Consider the following 12,416-nt stretch of genomic DNA (forward strand, 5'->3'; position numbering starts at 1 on the left):
GTGAGCAAAGCCGCTGCCATATCCCGAAATGATCGCCCGTCGGTAGATGTTACCATTGGTGAGCATGCTGAGCAGCTCAGCTCTCAGCTTCAAGCGATGAGCGAGGCGTTGTTTCCTCCGACGTCGCACAAGAGCTTGCGCAAATTCACCTCGGGTGAAGCCGCACGCTTGATGAAAATATCTGACTCAACTCTTCGAAAGATGACACTGGCTGGCGAAGGGCCGCAACCTGAACTCGCCAGCAACGGACGGCGCTTTTACACCCTCGGTCAGATAAACGAAATCCGGCAGATGCTTGCCGGCTCGACTCGAGGACGTGAAAGCATTGATTTTGTGCCTCATCGCCGAGGTTCTGAGCATTTGCAAGTCGTTGCTGTAACCAACTTCAAAGGTGGCTCTGGGAAGACGACGACGTCCGCTCATCTTGCACAGTATCTGGCGTTGCAAGGTTACAGGGTTCTCGCAGTCGATCTCGATCCGCAGGCTAGTCTTTCAGCACTCCTCGGCGTTCTGCCAGAAACTGATGTCGGTGCAAACGAAACGCTCTATGCGGCTATTCGGTACGACGACACACGTCGTCCGTTGCGAGATGTGATCCGACCGACGTATTTTGATGGTCTTCACCTTGTTCCTGGAAATCTCGAGCTTATGGAGTTCGAGCATACCACCCCGAAAGCATTGACTGACAAAGGTACGCGCGACGGATTGTTCTTCACTCGCGTGGCCCAAGCCTTTGATGAGGTCGCCGACGATTACGATGTCGTGGTCATCGACTGCCCTCCTCAGCTTGGGTTTTTGACTCTCAGCGGGTTGTGTGCTGCAACATCAATGGTAATCACCGTACATCCTCAGATGCTGGATATCGCTTCCATGAGCCAGTTTCTCCTCATGACACGCGACCTTCTGGGTGTCGTGAAAGAGGCGGGGGGCAATCTCCAGTACGATTTCATACGCTATCTCTTGACGCGCTATGAGCCCCAGGACGCGCCGCAGACGAAAGTGACGGCACTGCTGCGCAACATGTTCGAGGATCACGTCCTTACAAATCCTATGGTCAAGTCGGCAGCGGTATCTGATGCCGGTTTAACCAAGCAGACGCTCTATGAGATAGGGCGAGAGAACCTTACCCGGTCGACATACGACCGGGCGATGGAATCTTTAGATGCGGTGAATTCGGAGATCGAGGCTTTGATCAAGATGGCGTGGGGGCGGGTCTAATGAAAGGCTTTGCGTTCCTCACAGATCTGTTGGGAGCTCCCAACAGACAGGTGTTGATTCGCCCCCTGGACATGGGGCACTGGAGAAGCCGGGGTAATTTGAGACGACGACGCACGCCCATCGCTAATTGGCCAGGGTGCAGTTGTCTTGTCTTGTTGGGAGCTCCCAACCAAGCGCATTTGCAATCAAAAATGCGACGCCACGACGCCAAACCCAAGAGGCCGATATCATGAGCCGCAAAGACGCAATCGATACTTTGTTCCTCAAGAAGCAACCTGCGACCGATAGAGCAGCAGTCGACAAGTCGACCGCTCGTGTTCGTACCGGAGCGATTTCGGCCATGGGTTCGTCTTTGCAAGAGATGGCTGAGGGCGCAAAGGCTGCAGCTCGGCTGCAGGATCAACTGGCTACAGGCGAAGCCGTCGTGTCCCTGGATCCGTCCATGATCGACGGGTCGCCGATCGCGGATCGGCTGCCCTCAGACGTGGATCCGAAATTCGAGCAGCTTGAGGCGAGCATTTCGCAGGAGGGGCAGCAGGTGCCGGTTCTTGTCAGACCGCACCCTGAGGCTGCCGGTCGATATCAGATCGTATATGGAAGGCGGCGGCTGCGCGCGGCAGTAAATCTGCGGAGAGAGGTTTCTGCCATTGTTCGAAATCTCACGGACTGTGAACTGGTCGTGGCCCAGGGCCGCGAAAATCTTAACCGTGCTGACCTCTCGTTCATTGAGAAGGCTCTCTTCGCCCTGCGCCTCGAAGATGCGGGTTTTGATAGAGCCACCATCATTGCCGCGCTATCCACTGACAAGGCCGACCTCAGCCGCTACATAACTGTAGCAAGGGGCATACCGCTGAACCTCGCCACACAAATCGGCCCAGCGTCGAAAGCGGGTCGATCGCGTTGGGTCGCACTTGCCGAGGGGCTTGGGAAGCCTAAGGCAACGGACGCAATCGAAGCGATGCTTGGGTCAGAGCAGTTCAAGCAATCTGATAGCGATACCCGCTTTAACCTCATTTTCAACGCCGTTTCAAGGCCACCTGCGAAGACTCCAAAAAAGGTAAGGGCCTGGAGCACGCCAAAGGGGAAAAAGGCAGCGACGATCCGACAAGAAACTGGACGAACGGCTCTGGTTTTCGACGAGAGACTGGTGCCAACTTTTGGCGAATATGTCGCTGACCAGTTGGACAGTCTGTACGCCCAGTTCATTGAAACCAACGGAGGAGGCTAGCTCGACCAATAGTCAGGGTTTCATCCAATTTAAAGCTCCGCTCGACTGAGATGGACTGGCTCTCACCGCAAAAGAAAAAGGCCCCCGAAACGGCGTTCCGGAAGACCTTCTCTGTAGTCTCGCAGCTAAGAGAATCGCATTTCCAGGAATCGTAGTCAAGGGTCCCGTAAGGGAAAGCGTCATTTCGACGGGCGGATTTCAATTGCCTAACAAAAGGTAAAAGGAAATGCAGACGCATATCTCAACGACGTCCTTTGGGCGGCGGCCGATGACGCTCGGCCATATTGCAAGCCAGATGGCAGCAAAAGCGGTCGCATCAGACACTGTCGCCCACAAATGGCAGGTCTTCCAGCACATCCGTGAATCCCGGGGACTGATCGGAGCCACGGACCGCTCACTCTCGATCCTGAACGCGCTGTTGACGTTTTACCCGGAGACCGCCTTGACTGGTGGTGCCGAACTGGTCGTATGGCCTTCTAACGAACAGCTGATGGCTCGCGCCAACGGCATGCCCGCCACGACACTGCGCCGGCATCTTGCCATACTGGTTGATTGCGGGCTCATCATTCGCCGCGACAGCCCCAATGGCAAGCGGTTCGCCCGCAAGGGAAGGGGAGGGGAGATTGAGCAGGCCTATGGGTTCGATCTGTCGCCGATCGTCGCGCGGGCCGAGGAGTTCCGAGATCTGGCCCAGACAGTGCAAGCTGAAAAAAAGGCCTTCCGGGTGGCCAAGGAGCGCTTGACTCTTCTTCGTCGTGACATTGTCAAAATGATCGAAACTGGCGTCGAAGAGAGCGTTCCTGGAAACTGGGGAAGAGTTACCCAGACCTATCAGGGGATCATCGTCCGCCTGCCACGCTCGGCACCTCGGCAGCTTGTCGAGAGTATTGGGCAAGAGCTTCAGGAACTCTGCATCGAGATCCGTGACGTATTGGAATCTTTCACAAAAACGATGAATCTGGACGCCAATGAGTCCCATATCGGTCGCCACAAACAGAATTCAAATCCAGACTCTAAATTTGAATCTGAATACGGCTCTGGAAAAAAAGATGAAGCGGGCGGCAGCGTTGCGGAAACCGACAATGTACGGAGCTTGCCGAAACGCGAGCTGCCTTTGGGAATCGTGCTGGATGCCTGCCCCGAAATGCGGGAATTGGCCCAGGGAGGTCCAATTCGGCATTGGCGCGACTTGCTGGCGGCGGCTGAGCTTGCCCGGCCGATGCTGGGGATTAGTCCGAGCGCCTGGCGGGAGGCCCGCGAAACCATGGGCGAGCAACACGCGGCGATCACGCTGGCTTCGATCTATCAGCGGGCCGGTCAGATCAATAACGCTGGGGGCTATCTGCGCAGCCTGACCGACCGGGCCAAGGATGGGAAGTTTTCGACCTGGCCGATGGTCATGGCGTTGCTCCGGGCGAAGCTGGACGAGCAGAAGAATGCAGTCGGCGCTGGAAAGCCGCGAACTGCTGAGGAGGTCGAGGATGACAGCCGCCTCCACGTATCGGAATCGCTGCTCAAAAACCTGCGAAAGCCGAGATCTTGGTGATCCTCTCGCTATTCAGCCGCGGCGATGTCGACGTCGGTGATCAACCCGGAACGTCGGGCGCGGTCGATCAGGTTCTTGACGGACGAGGGCGCCCATTTGGATCCACCGCGCGGCGTGCGCTCGTGCAGTCTTTCAAGCTGGCCGGCGATCTCGCGGAGCTTCAGGTCTGGGTTCGAAGAATGGATGCCGGCCACAAGCGTCATCAGGCGATCTTCGGGAAGACGGGGAGGAGATTTTTTCAGGAGCGCTGCATCCACCAGGCGTTCCCTCACCATCCACTTCACGGCGCGGCGAAGACGTTCTGGCGTCCAGTCGAGGCCCCGCTGCTTGAGCATTCGGGCGATGTCGTCCCATGTGTGATCCGGTCGCATGCGACGAACGGTAGGAAGCCATTGGTTCGCGGACGCCTGAATCCTATCGCCATATGCCGCTTTCTGGGCCGCGGTCATCCTTGCCAGCGCCTCCGGGCGCTTTTCCCGGATGCCCGGGTTGCCGGAAAGCTTTCCTTTGGACTTGGCTGCGCGGATACCCGCCTTCGTTCGTTCGGAAATGAGCGCGCGTTCGAGCTGCGCCACGGCGCCGAGAACCTGGAGGGAAAACATTCCTTGCGGCGTCGACGTGTCGATAGGATCGCGCAGCGACCGGAAATGCGCGCCCTTCGCCGTCATATCCTCGATTACCTCGAGCAGATGACTGACCGAGCGCGCCAGGCGGTCAAGTCGTACCACAACAAGCGTGTCGCCAGCGCTAATCTCCCGAAGCAGTTTGGAAAGAGCAGGGCGGGCACGCGACGCGCCGGAACCATGTTCTTGAACGATAATGTCGCAACCGGCCGACCTGAGTTCGATCTCCTGCGCTTCCGTCGCCTGTTCGTCCGTCGAAACGCGGGCATAGCCGATTATACGGCCCTGAGGCCGACCGGAACGTCGATTTTGCGTGTTACGAGCCATTTGCAGCGCCTGAGGAATGTTGAAGGGCAGTTTTCCAAACGCAGAGGATAAGGATAAACGATCGTTTGTAAACGTCTCTTGACGCATGTGCGTGGTCACTTTGGTAAAAAAATGCGCTGAAAGACAACGTTTTTGGGCGCTTCGACGTCCGCCGACGGTCCAGCTGTACAATCAGGAGCGCCGCTCCGTTCTATATATAAAGTAGGCGGAAAATCTCTCACCTGTGATTGAAGTTAACGTTATAATAGCTTCAATATTGAACAATTTAACAGGGAATACCAATGGCCTATGAAATCGGCGATTTGCCTCTGGCGCTTCTTTTTCCGGCGGTCGCTCACGCCGAGGATCAACTAGCACGCCTGGATGAGATTGTGCGACGTAGTGTAGTGGGACCGGGCTTCATCGAGCGAGCGCACTTCCATGACGCCACCGCCAGCATGTGGGTCGCCGGCGAACTCGTACACGTCGAAGACCTAGTTCTCCACGATGCCGAGCGGGATGTTCGGGCCCCTACGCACGACATCACCATCGCACATTCTATCCTCCGGGCCCGGAGGCGAATAGCCGGGGCTGAGGCAGACTGGGCGATCAGCCAATCAGGTCTCGAAAACTTGATTGCCCGGGCTTCGATCCCTCCCGCACGTGAGGTGTCAGGGGAGGGCGCGCGAGCACCGCTAGCAGAGGTGACGTCGGATGAGGTCCATGATGGTTTCGCCGACGAGATGGCAGAAATCGACGCGCTTCTTGACCGGTCGGCTCGCACGCTCGCAGCCGCGACAGGGAAGGATCAGGAACACAAGGCGGGATCTTTGGCCCTTGGCGAACTGATCATTCGGGATCCGGACTGGGACGAAGGCGGCCGGCTTTCGGAATGGAAAGCCGTCATGCAGCAGGTTGCGGCGATGCCGCCGACGCTCAGTTCTGCGATCCTCTGGGATGCGTGGGAAACTCTGGAACCGCTGCAAAGACAACATTGGCTCGGTGCGCAACTGGTGAGTTCCTATCTTCGCGCGCGCGGCAAGCTCGCGTCGCACCTGTTCGGGCTCAATTTCGGCCTGAAGGTTGTTCCGCGCGATCGTCGCCGGTCTCGGGACCGGACGCGGCGACTGGTCGCCACGCTTGAGGCCATGGCGGAAGGGGCAGCATTGGGGATGAAAGAAATCATTCGGTTAGGCCAAGCCCGGGACCGCCTAGAGCGCAAGCTCCAAGGAAAGCGGTCGTCAAGCAGCCTTCCCGGTGTCGTGGATTTGCTTTTAACCCGGCCGATCGTCTCCTCATCCATGATTACCAAGGAGTTGCGAGTGAGCCATCGCGCGGCGCTCGATCTGATCGCCGAGCTGGGTGTTCGGGAAATGACGGGACGTGGAAGCTACCGAGCCTGGGGTATTGTCTGAAACACCCTGCCAAAATGAAATCAAACGGGGGCCTTGCACTATCTCTAATTCGGCCCTATCTTTCGGGGTGAATTAGAGAGGCGATCGGATGGAACATCTGACAACGGCACAGGCGGCTTTTGTAGTGGGCGCGCCGCTGGACATCTTCAAGAAGGTTGTCGAGCGCGCGCCGATTAAGCCGCAACTCGTGAAGCGAGGTGGTCGAAGCATTCGACAGTTCGGTCAAGCTGAGCTGGTGTTTCTCCATGCCTATGACGAACTCAAACTGGCGCTCACGCCCAAGAGCCAATCCGAGTTCTATGAGGCGTTGCAGACCTCCCTAAAGCGCGGTCTCGCGAAGGAAGTCGTGTTCGGCAAACAGCGCTACGACATCGGTCAGCACTTAGTCTTCGTCGAGCGCAAGCTGAAGGAACTCGAGAAGCTCACCGATCAGGTCGACCTATCCGGGAAGGAGCCGGTCATCCGAGGCACGCACATCGAGGCTCATCGGATCGCTGCTCTTCTCGACGCCGGCGTCACGGTCGAAGAGGTCCTTCGCGACTATCCCTCCTTGAAGGAACAACAGGTCGTGGCGGCGCGAGTTTATGCGGAGGCGCATCCGAAGGCGGGCCGGCCGTACCCGAAGCAAACGGCAAAAGCCGCCATGCGCGCAGCCGATCTTAGCGCGCTGGATGACTGAGCTTGAAATACCTGCTCGATACAAATGTCCTGAAAGAGATTGGTCGACCCGAACCGCACGAGAATGTCGCGGCTTGGCTCGATACGATCGATGATACCGATCTCGCCATCAGCGTGATCTCGGTTCGACAGATTTCGAAAGGCATCGAGAAGAAGCGGAAAGCCGATGACACTGTGGCGAACGCGATTGCCAAGGCTGCCGACGCAATCTTCGCCGCTTATCAAGGTCGTATTCTCCCGGTCGACGAGGCTGTCGCACGCCGTTGGGGGCAGATGCTCGGTCAATCTGAAAAGAATACCGACGATACCGGCTTGGCCGCGACAGCGCAGGTAAATGATCTGGTCATCGTGAAACGCAACGTCGCGGATTTTCAGAGCCGGGGCGTCACGGTCCTTGATCCATTCAAGAAGCCTGCCAGATCTGTGCCCTCCCAAGATGTGGCACGATGAGCTTCGATCGGATGGGATAAGATATCTATCTCAGCCATCCACAATTCTGCGGAACGGATCTATTGTCTCGCTCTCGGCGGCGCGGACCTGACCAGTTCATCCGGCACAATGACCATGCAGGTGCTTAACGCCGTCGCCCAGTTCGAACGATCTGCTGGTCGAGCGGACGCAATCCGGCCTCAAGCGCGCCAAATCGGAAGGCAAGACCCTCGGCCGGCCGGCCACGCTCAGTGAAGAGCAGAAGAAAGATGTACGCGAAGATCTAGCGAAAGGCATGAGCGTTTCGGCGATCGCGCGAAAATTCGCAACCAGCCGACAGACCGTCATGCGGGTTCGCGACGAAAGTTCACATTCCGTTCGGCCTTAGCGTGTCTGCGGGAACAGATCTTGTTCCGACCCCATATAAGAGCTGTCGCCGTTCGTGCTCGGTCAAAAGTTCATGTTTGCGCATCTTCACCCTGCTAACTCGTCCACAAAAGGGCGTGATAATCTATGGACAGCAGAGAATAAAGAGACGTATTATATGGACGATTTTTCAGTGGCGGAATGAGGTCGGTTGTCACCGTCCACAGAACGGCCGTTTCGGAGACGCCATCATGGGGGCAATTCTTGGATATGCGCGCGTCTCGACCGGCGATCAGGATGTAGCGGGTCAGACGCTGCGTCTCGAACACGCCGGAGCGATCAAGGTGTTCACCGATGTGAAGTCCGGCAAGAGCATGGATCGGCCGGGTCTGGCGGATCTCATTGCCTATGCTCGCGCTGGCGACACGCTAGCGATCGTTCGGCTGGATCGCCTCGGCCGGTCTTTGGCCGAACTGCTTGAGACCGTGAAGATGCTGCGCGAGCGTCAGATCGACCTGCTGAGCCTTGAAGAGAAGATCGATACGTCGTCAGCCGCCGGCGAGCTGATCTTTCATGTCTTCGGGGCCATTGCCCATTTCGAGCGACGGTTGATTTCGGAACGGACGAAGGACGGTATCGTCGCGGCGAGAGCCAAGGGCAAGCGCCCCGGCCGCCAACCCCTCGACATGAAAAAGATAGACGCGGCGATCAAACTCATCGAAGCTAAGACATCCCCGACCGAAGCCGCCAAGCAGCTTGGCCTTGGTCGCTCAACTGTCTACCGGGAATTACGACGTCTCGGCATTCAGAGAACTGCCTGATACTTGCCTTTGCATTCAGCCCGGACATTCCGAGCGCACTTGATTGATGTTCAAAAATCCAACCATCTTTCGCAGGTCACGATGGAACAGCAAAATTCATACCGAGCCCTCACCACAATTCCCGGTCTGACGCCTCTCATTTTCGCTGCTACCCTCTCGCGTCTGGCCGGACGCATGTTCATTCTCACGTTGGTGCTGTTCGTGCTGGCGCGGTTCTCGTCACCGGCACTGGCCGGCTGGCTGACTTTCGCGGCAATCGTGCCTGGCCTGATGGTTAGTCCAATCGCGGGTGTTCTGCTTGATCGCGTCGGACCGACGATAGCTGTCAGAATCGACATGATTGCCAGCGCCATATTGATTGCCGCAATCAGTACCGTGAGCTGGCTCAACTGGACGACGCCACCGGTCCTGTTCTTTCTGGTGATATTGTTTTCCCTCGCCGGTCCGTTGGGCGCAGCTGGCACCCGCACCCTATTGCCTCGCCTGGTTCCGTCTCACGCACTCGATCGAGCAAATGCGCTGGATACGGCGGTCTATGCCGTCGTTGATGTCGTCGGGCCAGCGATGGCCGGCATCATTGTCGCGTGGCTTGGTCCTGAAAGTGCGATGTCCATGATCGCCCTCTTCTATGCAGGCGCGGCAATATGCATGTCCCTCGTACCGCTCCTTCCAGGTCTGGCGTCAGGGCAGGCGTCGTTCATGCGGCAGACTTTGGAAGGCATCCAGGTCGTGGCTCGGCAACCGACACTGCGCGGCCTTGCCATCTCCTATTCGATGTATCAGATCACCTGGGGCGTTCTCTATGTCGTCGTTCCGGTTTTTGTCGCCAACCATTACGACACTTCCATTGGGAGTTCGGTGACAGGCTTCCTGTGGGCTGCGATGGGCATTGCCGGCGGGATTGGTGCGCTGTTCGCTGGGCACATACGAACGACCGGTCGCGAGCGTCACATTATGGCTATCGGAATGGTAATTACGGCCTTGGCGGCATGGCCCGTGGCAGCTGAGTTTGGGTTTGGCGGGCTGGCGATCGGCCTCATGCTTGCCGGCGTCATGTCCGGTCCGATCGATGTTGCTCTTCTGACGCTTCGCCAGCGTCGAACCGATCCGCAACAACTCGGCCGCGTCATGTCGATTTCGATGAGCCTGAATCTGGCCGGTTTCCCTCTTGGTTCCGCCTTGGCCGGCATGGTGATCACGTCATCGCTGTCCACGACATTCGTTCTGGCGGGCATTGCCTCTGTCGTTGCGGCCGTCGCGACGATATCGATCCCCTCCGACATCAAGGCTGTTGCCTGATCAAGCGTTGTTCAGCGGGAAACCAACGCGACGCCCTCTGATGGCAACAATCTGGACAAACCGGACAATCCGCATTATCTTGGCTGTAGTCAAGAAGGAAGACGAAGATGGTCGCTGTCACCCGTAAATCGCAGATGGGCGCAAAGCTGGAAGTCAATCCGGCTGCGGTAGCCGATGTTCTCAAGGTTCTGGCCCGACACAATCCAGGCCTTTCAAAGCAGGCTCTTGCGGCGACTGGCAAGGTCATGGCCGTGGTCTCTGCGGTAGCAGCGCGCCTTTCTGTCGAGCAACAGCGTCGGATTGCCGACGACGAAACGGAACTCGCCCATATTGTCGAAGCCGCCGTCGCCGAACTGGCTGCGAAGCCAGGTCATGTGCTCGCGGAGGTATCGGTCGAAAAGCCTGTGGAGGTCAGCCGAGGTGCTGGTCTGGGTCAATCGGTAGGCATTGAGGAAGGGCGCCGCAGGCTCGACGAATTTGCGACGCCAACCCGCATCGAAGACTGGGCCGGTCCGGTCGCCGGTCCGGGCGATATCGAGAAAAAGTTCGGCACGAAGCGATCGACCTTACACGACTGGCACAAGCGCGGAGCTGTAGTCGGTCTGCTCAAGGGCGAGCGAAAGCATGTCTTTCCCCTGGCTCAGTTTGTGGATGGCCGGCCGGTCGAGGGCATGCCTCAGGTCACCAAAATCATCCGCAATCCGCGTTCAGCGTGGCAATGGTTGATCCAGCCGAAGCCAAGCATAGGCGGAACGCCGCTCGACAATCTCAAGATGGGCAATCTTGACGAGGTTCTGGATGCAGCTGAGCGCGATTTTGGTTGAGCTGAATCGTGAAACTTGATCCTCAAACGGTTCGGGAGCTCGCGCTTGCGTTTCTCCCTCAATCCTATCTCCGCATCATCCCTGTAGCCCACATGTCGACCCCGCTCGGCATGGGTTTCGGTCAATCGCGATTCTCAAGTCCAAACCAGATGTTCCGACTGCTTTATGCCGCATATGATCTCGCGACCGCGATTGCGGAGACGATCGTGCGCGACCGCTTCGAGGGGACGCAGGACCGAGTGCTGGATGAGAGTGAAATCGAGGACTGGTCGGTCACTGAGGTGACGGCCACGGATGCTCTCATTCTTCTCGACCTGCGCACGACCGGCCTCCTGAGGTTGGGCGTCAGCACGGACGCAGCCCGGGGCAAGGAACATCAGGAAGGGCAGAGACTGAGCGAGTCGATCTTTCGATCCTATGCTGTCGATGGATTGCTCTATTCCTCACGCCTCACTGCAACAGATTGCGTGGCGGTCTACGATCGGGCCGTCGGTGAGAAACTTGTCGCCTCTCCGGCGGTCGAGTTAGTTCGTCAAGCCGACCTGATACCCGCCCTGCGGTCTATCGGGGTGTCAATCCGGGCCGGGCGATAGGCATGTCCGTTACAGTCACTTCCGCAAACTTCTCTGGACGATTTACGGCGTTGAATGGCACGAAAACGTTGCCAGCGACACATGCCGACATCATCCGCTCGTTGCTGACCGTCGGCTATCCCAGCCGTCGAGCCGCTGTCCGCACCGTTGGCCCCTGGCGGGAGAAAATGCTGGTCGCGATGGCGACGGGCTATCTGGATGCCTCCTTGAACACGACGGCCTATTTTCGGAGTTTGGAGCAGTCGGAGAAGGTGGGGGTTTCGTTCCTTTTCGGCGAGGCGTTCACGCACTGGTATGCTCAGAGTCAGATGAGCGTGCAGTATCTCGTGCATGTCGCCGGCCTTGCCTCCTGCCGATGGGGATCCCCAACGGCTCCGGTCGCGCCGAAGGCTGGCGCAGCGCCTCCTCCTCCAAAATCGCGTCCCGACTTTATCGGCATCAAGCGAAGGGAACGCCATGTGTTCGAGAGTAAGGGTCGCATCCGAGCGCCAGCCGCAAGCACCGTTGCGAAGGCACTGGGGCAGGTTTCGGCGCTTCACACGGTCAACGGACGGGCGCCGACCACGCGCTGTGCAAACTTCTTCATGTTCAAGGCCGGTGGTGCAGAGGGCAGAGTGCTGGATCCGCCGGCAAAGGGTGACGGCATCACCGTGACGTTTGATCTCTTCGAAGCGATTACACGAGCCTACTCCATTATCCTCGATCAGCCGGTACTTGATCTATCCGATCAGGTTGGTGCGGGTTATGTCGGCCGCGAGATCGATGATGGTGTGTTCTTGGGTATCGACAAGGAAATCCTTGCCTTGGTACAAGAGCGGCCCCCGACTGAAGCAACGCGTCGCAGGCGTGTCGCTCAGGTCTTCTCTGCCCTTGAAGGTCGGTCGCAGACCTATGCGGGTCGGCAGGATAGAAGTGTTTCGTCCGGTCTTGACGGGGTCCTGCTTCTTGACCGCCGTTCGCCGCGCTCCCTTCGACGCTTCCGGACGCTGGGTTAAATGGCCGACTTTATGTCGGGGTGTTGGTTTCACCTTCTGACCAGGGAATTCATGTAAATTACTACAACCCCATAA

The 12,416-nt window shown here is 57.8% G+C and carries 12 protein-coding genes and 1 pseudogene; 12 read left to right on the forward strand and 1 reads right to left on the reverse strand.

Translation table 11 applies throughout. From position 1 onward, the window contains the following. The 3 genes from repA (at nt 1) to repC (ending at nt 3,992) form a co-directional block, all read left to right on the forward strand. Complete coding sequence (gene repA, locus G6L97_RS27175) at nt 1-1,218, forward strand: plasmid partitioning protein RepA (RefSeq protein WP_010891622.1); 1,218 nt, start codon at nt 1-3, stop codon at nt 1,216-1,218. A gap of 229 nt (nt 1,219-1,447) precedes the next feature. Continuing rightward, the gene (repB, locus tag G6L97_RS27180) at nt 1,448-2,446 is read left to right on the forward strand and encodes a plasmid partitioning protein RepB (RefSeq protein ID WP_174004601.1); all 999 of its coding nucleotides are present in this window, start codon (nt 1,448-1,450) and stop codon (nt 2,444-2,446) included. Between the two features lie 226 nt (nt 2,447-2,672). After that, nucleotides 2,673-3,992, forward strand: a complete 1,320-nt coding sequence (gene repC / locus G6L97_RS27185) for a plasmid replication protein RepC (protein WP_174004603.1) — start codon at nt 2,673-2,675, stop codon at nt 3,990-3,992. An 8-nt stretch (nt 3,993-4,000) separates the two neighbouring features. Here the strand turns inward: repC and G6L97_RS27190 are convergent, their stop codons facing one another. After that, a complete protein-coding gene (locus G6L97_RS27190) occupies nt 4,001-4,942 on the reverse strand; it encodes a recombinase family protein (protein WP_174004711.1) in 942 nt (313 codons plus the stop codon). Between the two features lie 281 nt (nt 4,943-5,223). Between G6L97_RS27190 and G6L97_RS27195 the strand changes: the two genes are divergently transcribed. From G6L97_RS27195 to G6L97_RS27235, 9 genes and pseudogenes are all read left to right on the forward strand, one after another. Then, nucleotides 5,224-6,336 (forward strand): RHE_PE00001 family protein, encoded by a 1,113-nt coding sequence (locus G6L97_RS27195; protein ID WP_010891618.1) that lies wholly within the window; start codon nt 5,224-5,226, stop codon nt 6,334-6,336. An 88-nt stretch (nt 6,337-6,424) separates the two neighbouring features. Further along, nucleotides 6,425-7,015, forward strand: coding sequence for a DUF433 domain-containing protein (locus tag G6L97_RS27200; RefSeq protein WP_174004605.1), 591 nt, complete (start codon nt 6,425-6,427; stop codon nt 7,013-7,015). Nucleotides 7,016-7,017: 2 nt separating this feature from the next. Next, nucleotides 7,018-7,464, forward strand: coding sequence for a type II toxin-antitoxin system VapC family toxin (locus G6L97_RS27205; protein ID WP_174004607.1), 447 nt, complete (start codon nt 7,018-7,020; stop codon nt 7,462-7,464). 6 nt (nt 7,465-7,470) lie between these two features. Further along, a pseudogene (locus tag G6L97_RS27210) lies at nt 7,471-7,831 on the forward strand (recombinase family protein); the annotation flags it as partial. 229 nt (nt 7,832-8,060) lie between these two features. After that, nucleotides 8,061-8,630 (forward strand): recombinase family protein, encoded by a 570-nt coding sequence (locus G6L97_RS27215; protein ID WP_010891615.1) that lies wholly within the window; start codon nt 8,061-8,063, stop codon nt 8,628-8,630. A gap of 81 nt (nt 8,631-8,711) precedes the next feature. Beyond that, nucleotides 8,712-9,929 carry an MFS transporter gene (locus G6L97_RS27220; protein WP_174004609.1) on the forward strand — a complete coding sequence of 406 codons (1,218 nt, stop codon included), beginning with the start codon at nt 8,712-8,714 and terminating at the stop codon, nt 9,927-9,929. Between the two features lie 107 nt (nt 9,930-10,036). Further along, the gene (locus tag G6L97_RS27225) at nt 10,037-10,753 is read left to right on the forward strand and encodes an antitoxin Xre/MbcA/ParS-like domain-containing protein (protein WP_010891613.1); all 717 of its coding nucleotides are present in this window, start codon (nt 10,037-10,039) and stop codon (nt 10,751-10,753) included. An 8-nt stretch (nt 10,754-10,761) separates the two neighbouring features. Continuing rightward, entirely contained in the window at nt 10,762-11,346 is a 585-nt protein-coding gene (locus G6L97_RS27230) for an RES family NAD+ phosphorylase (protein WP_010891612.1), read from the forward strand. A gap of 2 nt (nt 11,347-11,348) precedes the next feature. Continuing rightward, complete coding sequence (locus G6L97_RS27235) at nt 11,349-12,341, forward strand: hypothetical protein (RefSeq protein ID WP_065702841.1); 993 nt, start codon at nt 11,349-11,351, stop codon at nt 12,339-12,341. Nucleotides 12,342-12,416 lie beyond the last annotated feature (75 nt).

The sequence above is a fragment of the Agrobacterium tumefaciens genome (genome assembly GCF_013318015.2).
Classification (GTDB): Bacteria; Pseudomonadota; Alphaproteobacteria; order Rhizobiales; family Rhizobiaceae; genus Agrobacterium; species Agrobacterium tumefaciens.